The 15,326-nt window shown below is 71.1% G+C and carries 11 protein-coding genes; 8 read left to right on the top strand and 3 right to left on the bottom strand.

Annotated elements, in window-relative coordinates:
* The first annotated feature begins 30 nt into the window (after positions 1-30).
* Both SGFS_RS16320 and SGFS_RS16315 read left to right on the top strand, forming a co-directional pair.
* Positions 31-582: a DUF1707 and FHA domain-containing protein gene (locus tag SGFS_RS16320; protein ID WP_286251021.1), complete on the top strand. Its 552-nt coding sequence runs from the start codon at positions 31-33 to the stop codon at positions 580-582.
* Between the two features lie 192 nt (positions 583-774).
* Positions 775-2,106, top strand: coding sequence for a M14 family zinc carboxypeptidase (locus tag SGFS_RS16315; protein WP_434028202.1), 1,332 nt, complete (start codon positions 775-777; stop codon positions 2,104-2,106).
* A gap of 258 nt (positions 2,107-2,364) precedes the next feature.
* Here SGFS_RS16315 and treY read toward each other — a convergent pair whose 3' ends face one another.
* On the bottom strand, positions 2,365-4,716 hold the full coding sequence (treY, locus tag SGFS_RS16310; protein WP_286251019.1) for a malto-oligosyltrehalose synthase: 2,352 nt from the start codon (positions 4,714-4,716) through the stop codon (positions 2,365-2,367).
* 176 nt (positions 4,717-4,892) lie between these two features.
* On the bottom strand, positions 4,893-7,007 hold the full coding sequence (gene glgX / locus SGFS_RS16305; protein ID WP_286251018.1) for a glycogen debranching protein GlgX: 2,115 nt from the start codon (positions 7,005-7,007) through the stop codon (positions 4,893-4,895).
* Positions 7,008-7,316: 309 nt separating this feature from the next.
* Between glgX and SGFS_RS16300 the strand changes: the two genes are divergently transcribed.
* Positions 7,317-8,564: an SAV2148 family HEPN domain-containing protein gene (locus tag SGFS_RS16300; RefSeq protein ID WP_286251017.1), complete on the top strand. Its 1,248-nt coding sequence runs from the start codon at positions 7,317-7,319 to the stop codon at positions 8,562-8,564.
* A gap of 103 nt (positions 8,565-8,667) precedes the next feature.
* Positions 8,668-9,390 carry a 3'-5' exonuclease gene (locus tag SGFS_RS16295; protein WP_286251016.1) on the top strand — a complete coding sequence of 241 codons (723 nt, stop codon included), beginning with the start codon at positions 8,668-8,670 and terminating at the stop codon, positions 9,388-9,390.
* Positions 9,391-9,658: 268 nt separating this feature from the next.
* On the opposite strand, the gene SGFS_RS16290 is transcribed toward SGFS_RS16295, so the two are convergent.
* Entirely contained in the window at positions 9,659-10,522 is an 864-nt protein-coding gene (locus SGFS_RS16290; protein ID WP_286251015.1) for a phosphotransferase enzyme family protein, read from the bottom strand.
* A gap of 224 nt (positions 10,523-10,746) precedes the next feature.
* Between SGFS_RS16290 and SGFS_RS16285 the strand changes: the two genes are divergently transcribed.
* From SGFS_RS16285 to mgt, 4 genes are all read left to right on the top strand, one after another.
* Complete coding sequence (locus SGFS_RS16285) at positions 10,747-11,736, top strand: carbohydrate ABC transporter permease (RefSeq protein WP_286251014.1); 990 nt, start codon at positions 10,747-10,749, stop codon at positions 11,734-11,736.
* Positions 11,733-12,566, top strand: a complete 834-nt coding sequence (locus SGFS_RS16280; RefSeq protein ID WP_286251013.1) for a carbohydrate ABC transporter permease — start codon at positions 11,733-11,735, stop codon at positions 12,564-12,566. The genes SGFS_RS16285 and SGFS_RS16280 overlap by 4 nt, the downstream gene beginning before the upstream one ends.
* The gene (locus SGFS_RS16275) at positions 12,566-13,852 is read left to right on the top strand and encodes an ABC transporter substrate-binding protein (RefSeq protein WP_286251012.1); all 1,287 of its coding nucleotides are present in this window, start codon (positions 12,566-12,568) and stop codon (positions 13,850-13,852) included. The genes SGFS_RS16280 and SGFS_RS16275 overlap by 1 nt, the downstream gene beginning before the upstream one ends.
* 75 nt (positions 13,853-13,927) lie before the next feature.
* Positions 13,928-15,145, top strand: coding sequence for a macrolide-inactivating glycosyltransferase (gene mgt, locus SGFS_RS16270; RefSeq protein WP_286251011.1), 1,218 nt, complete (start codon positions 13,928-13,930; stop codon positions 15,143-15,145).
* The last annotated feature ends 181 nt before the right edge of the window (positions 15,146-15,326 follow it).

Genomic DNA, 15,326 nt, shown 5'->3' with positions numbered 1-15,326 from the left:
CTCCGGCCCGGCTGACCGACAATCACCAGCGTGACGTCGTCTTTCGAGTTCCACACCTACCCCGCGCGGCTGTCCGACGCGGAGCGCGACCGCGCGCTGAAGGCTCTCAGTGACGGCGTCGCGCTGGGCCGGCTGTCGCACGACACGTTCGTCCGGCGCATGGAACTGGCGCTCACCGCCCGCCGCTCCGACGAACTCGCGGCGCTCATCGCCGATCTGCCCACCGAGAAGCGCTGGACCCGGCTGGTGCTCGGCACCGTCGGGGCGGTCTCCGGCTTCGGGGTGAAGCTGCGCCGGGCCTGGCAGGCCGAGCGGCTCCCCAGGCTCCAGCTGCCGCACCCGGCGAGCGGCCACTCCCTGCGCATCGGCCGCGACCCCGCGAGCGGACTCAGACTCACCCACGAGACGGTCTCCCGCGTCCACGCCGAACTCACCCGGCAGGGCGGCATGTGGATCCTGCGCGACCTCGGCTCCACCAACGGCACCACCGTCAACGGTCGGCGCGTGATCGGCGCGGCCGTCGTCCGCGACGGGGACCAGGTGAGTTTCGGCCGCATGGCGTTCCGTCTCGCCTCGGAGTGAGCCGCGGCGAAGCCACCGCAAAGCTCTGGCCTGGGATTTACGCAGCGAGTTTCTCAACTCGCCTTCGGTTCCGAGGTGTTGACGTACCTTCTCGGCCATGACTGACTGTGCGTACACCATGCACACCAGGTGAACCGACGACGCCGCATCGTGGAGGTGTGCCCCCTGCCGCCACTCCTCCGCTACCCGACCGTGGACGAGCTGGCCGCCCGAGCCGCCGCACTCGTCGCCCGACATCCCCACCACGCCCGGCTCCGCCGCGTCGGCACCTCACGGGCCGGCACCCCGATGTGGCTGCTCTCCGTCGGCCACGGCAGCCGCCACGCGCTGATAGTCGCCGGCCCGCACGCCAACGAACCCGTGGGCGGCGCCACCGTCCTCCGCCTCGCCGAACGGGCCCTGGCCGACCCCCGCCACGGCGAGGACGCCGACGCCACCTGGAACCTGCTGCTCTGCCTCGACCCCGACGGCTCCCGCCACAACGAGGGCTGGCTGTCCGGCCCGTACACCCTCGGTCACTACTTCCGGCACTTCTTCCGCCCGGGCTTCCTCGAACAGCCCGAATGGCTGCCCGACGGCGCCGACGGGGCCGCCCTGCCGGAGACCCGCACCCTGCTCGACCTCCAGGACGAACTGCGGCCCTTCTTCCAGTGCTCGCTGCACGGTGTCGACGTCGGCGGTGCCTTCGTCGAGCTCACCCGCGATCTGCCCGGCCTCGCCGACGACGTCGCCCGCACCGCCGCCCGCCTCGGCATACCCCGCGAACTCGGCCCGTACGACACCCTGTACTGGCCCCGCCTCGGCCCCGCCGTCTACCGCATCCCGCCCCCGCGCCCGGGCGACCTGGCCGCCGCCATCACCGAGGCCGCCGTCGAGTCGACCTGGTACCACCCGCACGACTACGGCACGGTGACCGCCGTCGTCGAGGCCCCCATGTGGGGCGTGACGGCCGTGGAGGACGCCTCCCCGCCCGCCGACGCCGACGCCGTACTGCGTGTCGTCAGCCGTACGCTGCGCCGCGACACCCGGCTGCTGGAGTCCATCCTCGCGCGCGTGCGCCCCAGGGCGGGCGGCGACCCGGACGCGGCCCGCCTGCTGGCCCCGGTCGACGACTATTTACTGGTCGGCCCCGGCCTCGCCGACTCCTGGGACCCCGACGTCCACGACGGCGACACCCGCTCCCTGCCCCCGCTCGACATCGCCCGGCTGACCGCCCTCGCCCTCTCGGCCCGCCGCGTCGCACTGCGCACGGCCGGGCTGCTGCACCAACTCGTCACCCACACCGGGCGGGATCCGGCGGACGCGCTGCCCGAGCTCGACCGGCTCATCGACGAGTGGTGCGCCGACTACCGCGACGGCTACCGCGCACGCTGGATCCCCGTCGTGCGCCAGGCGGAGTACCAGTCGCGCGTCGTCCGCACCGCGTTCGAGCTGGCGGCCGGGCGCCACCGCCCGTGCGCGGACTCCCGTTCGAGTGAGCCGGAGTGGAGTTCGGAGGCCGCCGTGCCGTTGCATCGGGAATGACGGTGTCCACGGTGGGTCGTTCGGCCGCGGGACGGTGGGGGCTGGTCGCGCAGTTCCCCAAGCCCTGAAAGGCCAGGGCGCAGCCCGGTCTTTCCAGGGGCGCCGGGAACCGCGCGAGCAACCACGACGACCCCGCACTCGCCAAATCACCCGCACCCCCCGAGCTCTCATGCGCAGTCGGGGTCGAAGGGGCGGCAGCCCCTGGGGGATGGGACGGGTAGGGGCGGCGGGGGCGAGAAAAGCCACCCGGACCGACCGTCACGTCCCCCCGACCCGCTCCAGCAACACCACCGGCAAACCCCCGAAGAGCTCCTCCACCCGCACCCACCCCTCGAACTCCCGCCCCTCCGCGAGCACATCACCCCACCGCCCCACCGGCAGAGCCAACCCCGTATCCCCCCACCCCCCCGCCTCCACCAATCGCAACGACAACCGAGTGACCGCGGTGATCACCTCCCCGGAGCGCACAAAGGCCACACAGTGCCCTGCCCCGACCCCCTCGGCCACCAACGGCGCATACGTCGCCGACTCCCCGAACACATCCGGACGCCGCCGCCGCAGCCCCAGCGCCGCCGCCGTGATCCGCGCCTTCTCCGAGCCCCGCCCGACCGGCACGAAGGGCGCCCGATTGTCCGGGTCCACCAACGCCAGATACTCGTCCTCCGTGCCCTGGTACACATCCGGCACCCCCGGCATCGTCAACTGCACAAGAGCCGCACCGAGCGCATTCGCCCGCACATGCGGCTCCAGAGCGCCCCGCAGCCCCTCCGTCACCCGCACGCCGACCGCCGGCCCCCGCGCGACGAACTCACCCACCGCCTCCTCGTACGCCGGGTTCCGCTCCGTCCAGGAGGTGTGCAGCCCCGCCTCCCGCACATGCTTGAGCAGCGCATCCCGAAGCCGCTCTCCGGCCGCAGGTCCCAGCCCGAACGCCGTCTGCCAGGCGGCCCACGCCACCTGCGCGTCCGGCACCCCCGCATCCGCACCCTCCCGGGTCACCTCGGCCAGAGCGTCCGCCCACCGCTCCGGGCACTGCGCGAGCACCGAGATCGCCGCCCGCACATCGGCGCTGCGCTTGGTGTCGTGCGTCGACAGCACCGTCCCCGTCGCCGGCCAGTCGCGCTGCACGCGCGCGCAGTACGCGTGGAAGTCGTCGGGCGACACGGCCGGGCTCCCTGGGTTCCCGCCCACCTCGTTGGCCGACAGCAGCGGCACATACCGGTAGAACGCGGTGTCCTCCACCGACTTCGCCCGCAGCGCCGACGAGGTCTGGGCGAACCGCGCCCGGAACTCCACCTGCTCCGGCCCGTCCCCGAACCGCCCCAGCACCAGATCCCGCACGGTGTCCACGGCCCGCGCCTCCTCGGGCACCGCGAACGCCGTCCGCGCCTCGGCGGCCGCCTCCTCGGTGACGACGAGGGAGGCGTCCTGGGAGGCGTACGGCCGGTACACCTCCAGGCGTACGAGCAGCTCGCCCAGCGCGGTGCGCAGCGCCCACGGCGCGTGGTCGCGCAGCGCGAGCTCCGGGGAGCCGTCGCACAGCCGGCGCGCGACCCGCGTCAGCCGGTCGACCTCGGTGGCCAGCTCATGCGTGAGCACCCGGTACGCGGCCCGCCGTACCGTCGCCTCCCAGTGGCCGCCCCGGTCGGGCTGCGCGTCCGTGAACCGGCGGTACTGCCCGAGGAGTTCGCCCGCCCCCGCCGGATCGATGAACAGCCCGTCGATGTGCCGCAGCGCGTCGTACCCGGTGGTGCCCGCGACGGGCCAGGCCGCCGGCAGCGGCTCACCCTCCGCCAGGATCTTCTCGACGACCGTCCAGCGCCCCTCGGTCGCCTCGTGCAGCCGCCGCAGGTAGGCGTCGGGATCGGCGAGCCCGTCGGGATGGTCGATGCGCAGCCCCTGCACGACGCCCTCGTCGAGCAGCTGAAGAATCTTGGCGTGCGTCGCGTCGAACACCTCCGGCTCCTCCACGCGTACCCCGATCAGCTCGGAGATGCTGAAGAACCGCCGATAGTTCAACTCGGTACGGGCCAGCCGCCACCAGGTCAGGCGGTACCACTGCGCGTCCAGCAGCTGCGGCAGCGGCAGCTTCTCGGTGCCTTCCCGGAGCGGGAACACATGGTCGTAGTACCGCAGCTCACTCCCCTCGACCACGAACCGCCCGACCTCGTCCCCGAGGGGCCCGCCGAGCACCGGCAGCAGCACCCGCCCGCCCCCCGCGTCCCAGTCGATGTCGAACCACCGCGCGTACGGCGACCCGGGCCCCGCCCGCAGCACCTCCCACAGGGCACGGTTGTGCCGCGGAGCCATCGCCATGTGGTTCGGCACGATGTCCACGACCAGCCCGACCCCCCGCGCCCGCGCCGCCCGCGCCAGCGCACGCAAGCCTTCCTCACCCCCCAGTTCGTCCCGCACCCGCGCGTGATCGACGACGTCGTATCCGTGCGCGGACCCGGGCACGGCCTCCAGCACGGGGGAGAGATGGAGGTGCGAGACCCCGAGGGAGGCGAGGTACGGGACGGCCGCCTCCGCGGCGGAGAAGGGGAAGGAGGGCTGAAGCTGAAGCCGATAGGTGGCGGTAGGCACCGGTTCGGTGGGCTCAGGTGTCATGGAGACGTACGTACCCGCCCAGCGGCGCTCCGAGTGCCTGGACACGCAAGGCGGCGCCATCGCTTTCAGGGGCGCGGGGCCGTGCCGATGTGTGGCTCCGCCGCGGGGGCGCGATCAGCCACGTACCTCCCGCAGTCGGCACATCACCGCAGCCCCCACGGCGAGCAGCTCAGAGCTCACACAGGCCGCTGCAGCACGACCAGACTCCGGTCCACCAAAGTCATCCGCTCCCCGGCCCCCACCTTCGGACCGTCCTCCGGCACCGCGTCCTCCCGGGCCGTATCCACCACCACCTGCCACAACCGCCCATGATTGACCGGCACCACGAACTCCAACTCCTTCGCCGACGCGTTCACCATCAGCAGGAAGGAGTCGTCGGTGATCCGCTCCCCCCGAGGGCCCGGCTCGGAGATCGCGTTCCCGTTGAGAAAGACGGACAGCGCACCGGCCTGCGCCGAATCCCAGTCCCGCTGGGTCATCTCCCGCCCCTGCGGTGTGAACCAGGCGATGTCGGACAGCTCGTCATGCGTCCCCTCCACCGGCCGCCCGTGGAAGAAGCGCCGCCGCCGGAAGACCGGATGGTCCTTCCGCAGCCACACCATCGCCCGCGTGAAGTCCCACAGCTCGTGCCCTTCCTCGCCCTCCTGGGGCCACGGCACCCACGACACCTCGTTGTCCTGGCAGTACGCGTTGTTGTTGCCGCGTTGTGTGCGCGCGAACTCGTCGCCGTGGCTGAGCATCGGCACGCCCTGGGACAGCATCAGCGTGGCGATGAAATTCCGCATCTGGCGGACGCGCAGCGCCCGGATCTCCGGGTCGTCGGTGTCGCCCTCGGCACCGCAGTTCCAGGACCGGTTGTGGCTCTCGCCGTCGCGGTTGTCCTCGCCGTTGGCGTGGTTGTGCTTGTCGTTGTAGGCGACGAGGTCGTGCATCGTGAAGCCGTCGTGGCAGGTCACGAAGTTGATGGAGGCCAGCGGGCGGCGCCCGTCGTCCTGGTAGAGGTCGGAGGAACCGGTCAGCCGGGACGCGAACTCGGCGAGCGTACGCGGCTCACCCCGCCACAGGTCCCGTACCGTGTCGCGGTACATGCCGTTCCACTCGGTCCACAGCGGCGGGAAGTTGCCCACCTGGTAGCCGCCCTCGCCGACGTCCCAGGGCTCGGCGATCAGCTTCACCTGGGAGACCACCGGGTCCTGCTGGACCAGGTCGAAGAACGACGACAGCCGGTCCACCTCGTGGAACTGCCGGGCCAGGGTCGCCGCGAGGTCGAAGCGGAAGCCGTCGACGTGCATCTCCGTGACCCAGTAGCGCAGCGAGTCCATGATCAGCTGGAGCACGTGCGGGGACCGCATGAGCAGGGAGTTGCCGGTGCCGGTCGTGTCCATGTAGTAACGGCGATCGCCCGTGAGCCGGTAGTACGACGGATTGTCGATGCCCCGGAAGGACAGCGTGGGCCCCAGGTGGTTGCCCTCCGCCGTGTGGTTGTAGACGACGTCCAGGATGACCTCGATGCCGGCCTCGTGCAGCGCCCGGACCGCCGACTTGAACTCCAGCACCTGCTGTCCCCGGTCGCCCCAGGAGGCGTACGCGTTGTGCGGGGCGAAGAAGCCGATGGTGTTGTACCCCCAGTAGTTGGCGAGGCCCATGTCCACCAGACGGTGGTCGTTCACGAACTGGTGTACGGGCATCAGCTCCAGCGCGGTGACGCCCAGCGAGGTCAGATGGTCGATGATCGCGGGGTGGGCGAGCGCCGCGTACGTACCGCGCAGCTCCTCGGGAAGCGCCGGGTGGCGCATCGTCAGGCCCTTCACATGGGCCTCGTAGATCACCGTGTGGTGGTACTCGGTGCGCGGCCGCCGGTCGTCGCCCCAGTCGAAGTAGGGGTTCACGACCACCGAGCTCATGGTGTGCGGCGCCGAGTCCAGGTCGTTGCGTCTCTCGGGCGAGCCGAAGTGATAGCCGTACACCTCCTCGCCCCACTTCACCGAGCCGCTGATCGCACGCGCGTACGGATCGAGGAGCAGCTTCGCGGAGTTGCAGCGCAGTCCGCGCTCCGGTGCGTACGGGCCGTGCACGCGGAAGCCGTACCGCTGCCCCGGCATCACCCCGGGCAGATACGCGTGCCGTACGAACGCGTCCGTCTCGCGCAGCTCCACCGCTGTCTCCGAGCCGTCGTCGTGCAGCAGACAGAGCTCGATGCGGTGCGCGGCCTCCGAGAAGACCGCGAAGTTGGTACCGGCGCCGTCGTACGTGGCGCCGAGCGGATACGCCTGTCCAGGCCAGACCTGCATGGATACGACTCTTCCAGTTGTGGTGCGCCGCCGGGGCCGACTCCGAGGGGGAGTCTCCCCCAAAGTGAGGGAACCACCTAGCCCATGGCGATCGGTCGACAGGCCGTTCGAACGGTCTGAGGGGGTCGGCGACGCCCACTGGTTATGAATCCGCTCACGCCCGGCGGCCCCGTTTGGCGGAACCGTCGTGTGCTGCAAGGGGGTTGAGAAACGACCTGTCCATCCGGCTGCACCGCCACCCGCTCGCGGAGTACCCTTCCTTGATCGTTGAGTAGGGCTCGGCTCGGGGGAGCGGAAGGCGGTGCGTGGGTGGGCTCGGGAGGGCTGGAGTTGCCTCCTGGTGACGCGGGTGATGCGGGTCACGAGGGGAACTCCACAGATGTCCCACCCGGCGCGGTGTCCCTGGCACGGCCGATGGAGCGGGGATCCATCGGCCCGGAACTGGACTGGAACGCCGACGCCTGGCTCGAAGTGCGTACGCGCGCCCAGCGGGCCGGCCGGGCCTACATCTGGCTGAACCTCGTGGAGCAGCGGCTGCGCGCCGTGGTGGCCGCCGTACTGCGTCCCATCTACGAACCCGTCCACGGCGACGACTGGGTGGTCGCCGCCGCCGGACCCGCCGGCCAGGAGTGGGTGCAGCGCGCCGTCGCGGTACGCGAGGTCAGCCGCCGCAAGGGCTATCTGCTCGACCCGGCCGACGACAACACCCTCAGCTTCCTCACTCTGCCCCAGCTGCGTGAACTGATGGTGCAGCACTGGCCCTGCTTCGAGCCGTACGTCGACGAGCGGCGCGACGTGGAGCTGGCCCTGGACGAGCTGGAGGTCACCCGGAACGTCGTCTCCCGCAACCGGGCCCTGTCCGAGGCCGTCCTCGCCCAGGCCGAGCGCGCCTCGGCGAAGCTGCTGGAGATCCTCGGCGCGGGCAGCGACGTGCCCTCCGCCCGCCGGCTGCCCGTCGACGCGGTCGAGGACCTGGTCGGCGAACGGTACGCGGACGTCGTGGGCGTCCACCCCGACCGGGTCCGGCTGCTGCGCCAGTTCCCCGCCGAGGACCTCTTCGGTGGGGCCCGCCGCCTGGACGTCATCGGCATAGGACTGAACCTGCTGGTGCAGAACTTCTCGGGGCGACGGCTGGTGCGGCTCGCCGAGTCGGGGTGCCGGGTCCGGCTGCTGTTCCTCAACCCGGCGTCCAGCGCGGTGAAGCGACGTGAGCGCGAACTCGGCATCAAGCGGGGTGAGTTGAGCCGCGCCGTGGAGATGAACATCCTGCATATGCGCCGGGTGCGCGCCCAGCTGCGCGACCCCGGCGCCTTCGAGATCCAGGTCTTCGACGAGACGCCCCGCTTCACGGCCTACCTGGTGGACGGCGACGGCTCGGACGGCATAGCGGTCGTCCAGACCTATCTGCGCCGGACACGCGGCATGGAGGCCCCGGTGCTGGTGCTGCGCGGCGGCAGCCGGGTGCTCAAGGCGGACGAGAACGGCGAAACGGGCCTTTTCGATACGTATCGCGAGGAGTTCGAGGTGGCTTGGGCGGATTCGCGGCCGGTGTCGTGAACCACCTCCGAGCAGACAAGCGGAATGCGGCCCTCGGATTGTCAGTGGTACATGGGATGGTGGAGGCAACTGGGGGAAAGCACCACCAAGAAGGGGGGCCAGCATGGGTTGGCACCGACAGCTGCTGATCGGCTTCGACCTGGAGACGACCGGGACGGACCCGCGCGAGTCGCGCATCGTCACCGGCGCGGTGATAGAGGTCAAGGACGGGGAGCCGCTCGGCCGCAGGGAGTGGCTGGCCGATCCGGGCGTGGAGATCCCGGCCGACGCGGTCGCTGTGCACGGCATCACGAACGCCCGCGCTACCGCCGAGGGCAGTCCGGCCGACCAGGTCGCCGACGAGATCGCGGACGTCCTCGTCTCGTACTGGAAGACCGGCGTCCCGGTGGTGGCGTACAACGCGGCCTTCGACCTCACCCTGCTCTCGGCGGAGTTGCGCCGTCATTCCCTGCCGTCCCTGCGTGAACGCCTCGGCGACCTGGACCCCGCTCCGGTCATCGACCCGTACACGATCGACCGCTCCGTCGACCGCTACCGCCGGGGCAAGCGCAACCTGGAAGCGGTCTGCGCCGAGTACGGCGTCGCCCTCGACTCGGCCCACGACGCCACGGCCGACGCCCTGGCCGCGGCCCGCCTCGCCCGCGCGATAGCCCACCGCCACCCCAAGGTCGCGGCCCTCGGCCCGGCGGACCTGCACCGCCGCCAGATCGAGTGGTACGCCGAGTGGGCGGCGGACTTCCAAAACTTCCTCCGCCGCAAGGGCGACGAAACAGCGGTGGTGGACGGCTCGTGGCCCCTGCGGGAACTGGCGGACAAGACGGTCTGAGCGCTGACCGGGCTCTGGCTCGGCCTGCGGCTGACCCTGCTCTGGCTCGGCTCGCGAGCAGGCGTATCGCGGGGAAGCCGACCGTCGTAGCTGCGGGCTGTCCGTCGCGGAGCGGGGCAGACGGCCTGCCCGTCTCAGCTGCGGGCAGTCGTGCCGCCAGGGCGGCACGGGTGGGCGCGGCGGCACCCCGTGAGCGCCGGGCCACGTGACCCCGCTGTTCAGGGCAGCGAGCGGTGCCTGATCCGGGCCTGGTGCGGAGCGGCAGGGCTCAGAACGGATACCACCGCACCGCCTCGTCCCCGTCCCGCAGCGAAGCCACCCTCCGCTCGAACTCGGCCCGCGCCTTCGGGTTGCTCGGCGCATGCTGTGCCACCCACGCACAACTAGCCGTCTCCCGAGCCCCACGCAGCACCGAGCAACCCTCCCACTCCCGCACGTCCCACCCGTACGCACCCACGAACGCCTCGTACTCCGCACCCGGCAACCCGTACCGGTCACGGGACAGAGCCATCACCACCAGGTCGTGCTCGCGCAGGTCGAAGGAGAAGGTCTCCAGGTCGACCAGCACGGGACCGTCCGGCCCGATGTGCACATTGCGGGGCAGCGCGTCCCCGTGGATCGGCCCCGGCGGCAGCTGCGGGACGAGCGCGGCCGCGGCCGCCGCGAAGCCGTCGCGCCGCTCCCGCAGACAGTCCGCGTCGGCCGGGTCGATCGCGTCACCGGCGAGCCGCAGCCAGCGTTCCACACCGCCCAGCAACTCGCGGGGCGGCAGTTCGAAACCGGGGGAGGGCAGGGCATGGACCAGCCGCAGCAGTTCGGCCAAATCACGGGGCCCGGCGGGGCGTACGGAATCGGGGAGCCGGTGCCACACCGTCACCGGGTGTCCCTCCACCAGCAGCGCCTCGGACTCGGCCGCGCGCACCGCGGGTACGCCCGCCTCGGCCAGCCAGGCGGCGATCCGCAGTTCACGGCGCGCCCGGTCGAGGAGTTCGGCGTCGCGCCCCACCCTGACCACCAGGTCACCGGCGGCGAACACCGCGTTCTCGCCCAACGCGAGCAGCCGCGCGCCCTCGGCCGCACCGGGCAGCACGCCCGCCGCGGCCAGTACGTCCCGCGCCCGTGCCTCGTCCATCCATCGCCTCCGCGTCCGTGCCGCCGACACTCCCCACCGGGACGTCGTGTTCACGCCATACGTCGGCCAGTCTCGCATTCGCACAGGTCGGGGGAGGTGCGCGGTGCCTTGACGGCCCCGCACGCCCTCAGGACCATGACGGAGGCCGCGCGGTCGACCGCACCCGTACAAGAGCCTCCTGATCATCCCTAGCCACTCGAACTTCCACATAAGGAGCCGATGGCATGACATGGGCGACCGGAACCGGAACCGGAACCGGAACCGGGAGCGGGACCGGTACCGCGACGGCGAAGCGTCCGCGGCCGGAGAGGCGGCGTGCCGCGGGGGCGGACCGGGAGCGGCGCCTCGTCGATCACGGCGCCTGGTTCCTGGTGCTGCCGGCGCTCATCCCGATCCTGGCCCTGAGCGTCGGACCCCTGCTGTACGGGATCGCGCTGGCGTTCACCGACGCACAGGCGGGGCGGACGGAGCCCACGCAGTGGATCGGCGCGCTCAACTTCCGGGATCTGCTGCACGACACGCTGTTCTGGGAGTCGTTCCGGATCGGCCTGCTGTGGGCGGTCGGGGTGACCGTGCCCCAGTTCCTGCTCGCGCTGGGCCTCGCCGTCCTCCTCGACCAGCGATTACGGCTGCGCTGGCTGGCACGAGCCCTCGCCATCGTCCCGTGGGCGATGCCCGAGGTGGTCGTCGGCATCATGTGGCGGCTGGTCTACAACCCGGACGCGGGCATCCTCAACGAGAGCCTGCGCGATCTGGGCCTCGGCGACGGCCGGGACTGGCTGAGCGGACTGGCCACCGCCCTGCCCGCGGTCATCGTGGTCGGTGTCTGGGCGGGCATGCCCCAGACCACGGTCGCCCTGCTCGCCGGTCTGCAGAACACCCCGCGCGAGCTGCACGAGGCGGCGGCGATGGACGGCGCCGGCGCCTGGCGCCGCTTCCGTACGGTCACCTGGCCCGCCCTCAGGCCGATCGCCCTCGCGATCACGGCGCTCAACCTGATCTGGAACTTCAACTCCTTCGCCCTGGTCTACGTCCTGACGAACGGAGGCCCGGGCGGCCGTACGCGCCTGCCCATGCTCTTCGCCTACGAGGAGGCCTTCCGCTACGGGCAGTTCGGGTACGCGGCGGCGATGGGGTGTGTGATGGTCGCGCTGATCTCGGTGATCCTCGCGTTCCATCTGGTCGGCCGGCTGAGGCGGGGTGAGGACGCGTGAGGACAAGCGGAGCGGCCCGGATCGGCCAGTACACGGCCCTCCTCGGATATCTCGTCTTCCTTGCCTTCCCCCTCCTCTGGCTGATCTCCATCGCCTTCAAACCGCCCCGTGAGCTGGGCAGTCCGCATCCGACCTGGATCCCTGAGAACCCGACCCTCGACAACTTCCGGCAGGCCTTCGACGAGCAGCCGCTGCTCGACGCCGCGCTCAACTCGCTGGTCGCGGCGCTCGGCGCGGCCGTCGTGGCCGTACTGATCGCCACCCCGATGGCGTACGTCATGGCCAGGCGCCGCACACTGCTCTCCCGGGCGGCGACGGGCTGGGTGGTGGTCAGCCAGGCGTTCCCGTTCGTGCTGGTGATCATCCCGCTGTTCCTGGTGCTGAAGAACCTCCGCCTGATCGACTCCGTGCCCGGCCTGATCATGGTGTACGTGGTGTGGGCGCTGCCGTTCGCGCTGTGGATGCTCGTCGGGTACGTAAGGGCCGTGCCGACCGAGTTGGAAGAGGCGGCGGCGGTCGACGGGGCGGGGAGGGTGCGGACGCTGGTGTCGGTGATCGCGCCGCTGCTGGCGCCGGGCATCGTGGCGACGGCACTGTTCGCGTTCATCACGGCCTGGAACGAGTTCTTCTTCGCGCTCGTGCTGCTCAAGACGCCGGAGAAACAGACGCTGCCGGTCGTCCTCACCCACTTCATCGGCGCGGAGGGCGTGGCGGACCTCGGCCCGCTGGCGGCTGCGGCCTTCCTCGCCACACTCCCCTCGCTGGTCGTCTTCGCGATCATCCAGAAACGGATCACGGGCGGCATGCTCGCCGGGGCGGTGAAAAGCTGATGCGCGCACGCTGGCTGACGGCCTTGGTGCTGTGCCTCCTGATGAGCGCCTGTACGGGCGACGGCGGCGGATCCGACGACGACCGCGGCCGTATCACCCTCCGCTTCCAGTCCCTGGCCTGGCAGGACGAGTCCGTCGCGGTCAACAAGGAGCTGGTGAAGGAGTGGAACGCCACTCACCCGGACGTCGAGGTCGAGTACGTACAGGGGAGTTGGGACAGCGTTCACGACCAGCTGCTCACCTCCTTCGAGGGCGGTGAGGCGCCGGACATCATCCACGACGCCTCGGACGACCTCGCGGACTTCGCGTACGGCGGGTACCTCGCCGATCTGCGCGAGCTGCTGCCCGAGCGGCTGAAGTCGGACATCCCGCAGCGGAGTTGGGAGACGACGACGTTCGGGGACGGGGTGTTCGGGGTGCCGTTCCTCCAGGAGCCGAGGGTCCTGATCGCCAACGCGAAATGGCTGCGGGAGTCCGGTGTGCGCGTCCCGACCACCGAGAAGCCGTGGACCTGGGAGGAGTTCCGGGAGGTCGCCGAGGAGTTGAGCGGCGACGGCACGTACGGGGTCGCCTGGCCGCTGAAGGAGCCGGTGTCGGCGACGCTCAACCTGTCGTTGTCGGCGGGCGGTCAGCTGTTCCACCGGGGTGCGGACGGCAAGGTCGAGGTGCGCTTCGAGGACGCCGACGCGGTGGTGCCGGAGACCGTGCGCGCCGAGGTGAACACCGACCGGAGCGCGCCGGGCACGACGCTCGGCAGCGGGGGCTCGGACACGCTGCCCGGTTTCTTCGGCGGCAAGTACGCGATGGTGCCGCTCGGCTTCTCGTACCGTCAGCAGATAGTCCAGCAGGCGCCCAAGGGTTTCGACTGGCAGGTGCTGCCCGCGCCGGCGGGGGCGGAGGGGCTCACCCAGGGGGTCAGCCCGCAGACGCTCTCCATCGCGGAGGACAGCGCGCACAAGGAGGAGGCCGCCGAGTTCATCGACTTCCTGCTCCGGCCCGCGAACATGGTCCGCCTCGCCCTCGGCGACTGGATGCTGCCGACCGGCACGGAGGCGTTGAAGGACCCCGCGCTGCGTACGGCCGATTACGACTGGGCGACCGGCACGGCCCTCGCCGAACACCTTCGCTCGGCGCCGGCGCAGTCCGTACGCGGCTATCCGGAGTGGAAGGACAAGGTCGCCACGCCCGCCTTTCAGGAGTTCTACAGCGGGGCGATCGGTCTGGCGGAGTTGCGGGAGCGGTTGGTGGGGGACGGGAATCTGGTGTTGGCGCGGTATCAGCGGTGAGAGGTGGGCGCGGCGCAGGGTGTGCGGGGGCGAAATTATTGGACGATACGTATCGTCTCGTTTAGCGTGGGGCGCATGACCACCCACCCTCCCCACATCGCCATGTTCTCCATCGCCGTCCACGGCCATGTGAACCCGAGCCTCGAAGTGATCCGGGAACTGGTCGCCCGGGGGTACCGGGTCAGCTACGCCATCCCGCCGGCCTTCGTCGAGAAGGTCGCCGAGGCCGGCGCCGAGCCGAAGATCTGGCACTCGACGCTGCCCGGCCCCGACGGCGACCCCGAGGCCTGGGGTACCACCCTCCTCGACAACGTCGAGCCCTTCCTCGACGACGCGATCCAGGCCCTGCCGCAGCTGATCAAGGCGTACGAGGGCGACGAGCCGGATCTCGTGATCCACGACATCGCCTCCTACCCGGCCCGCGTCCTCGCCCACCGCTGGGGCGTCAAAGCCATCTCGCTCTCCCCGAACCTCGTCGCCTGGGACGGCTATGAGGAAGAGGTCGGCGAACCGATGTGGGCCGAGCCGAAGAAGACCGAGCGCGGCCAGGCGTACTACGCCCGCTTCCAGGCCTGGCTGGACGAGAACGGGGTGGGCGCGGACCCGGACTCCTTCGTCGGCCGCCCCGCCCGCTCCCTCGTCCTCATCCCCAAGGCGCTCCAGCCGAACGCCGACCGGGTCGACGAGGCCGTGCACACCTTCGTCGGCGCCTGCCAGGGCGACCGCGCGGCGCAGGGGGAGTGGCGGCGGCCCGCCGGCGCCGAGAAGGTGCTGCTCGTGTCGCTCGGCTCGGCCTTCACCAAGCACCCCGCCTTCTACCGCGAGTGCGTCAAGGCCTTCGGCGACCTGCCGGGCTGGCACACCGTGCTCCAGGTCGGCAAGCACGTCGACCCGGCGGAGCTGGGGCCGCTCCCGGACAGCATCGAAGTGCGGGACTGGGTACCGCAGCTGGCGATCCTCAGGCAGGCCGACGCCTTCGTCACGCACGCGGGTGCCGGCGGCAGCCAGGAGGGCCTCGCCACCGCCACCCCGATGGTCGCCGTACCGCAGGCGGTCGACCAGTTCGGCAACGCCGACATGCTCCAATCGCTCGGTGTCGCCCGCCACGTACCCATGGAGGAGGCGGACGCGCGGACACTGCGCGAGGCGGTCCTCGCCCTCGTCGGGGATCCCGAGGTGGCCCGAAGGCTCGATTCGATCCGGCGGGAGATGGCCGGGGAGGGTGGCACCCGACGCGCGGCGGATCTGATCGAGGCGGAGCTCTCTACGGTGAAGCGTGAGGAAAGCGAGTAAACCGAGGCAAGCGGGACGGTTGCACTCTGATCGTGAAGTCCCGGCATATTTTGGGTAACGGCGAGATCACTTAGTAACGCTCGGGTAACGCCCGCCCCTCGGGGCAGAGTCGTCGACTCAGGTACATGGTTCGACCGTTACCCCCTTTCAAAGGTTGTGCTCGGCGCTTCTTGTACCTCGG

It is taken from the genome of Streptomyces graminofaciens (assembly GCF_030294945.1).
Taxonomy (GTDB): domain Bacteria; phylum Actinomycetota; class Actinomycetes; order Streptomycetales; family Streptomycetaceae; genus Streptomyces; species Streptomyces graminofaciens.
Note: the sequence above shows the minus strand (reverse complement) of the source record. Positions and strands in the feature narration are given on the sequence as shown.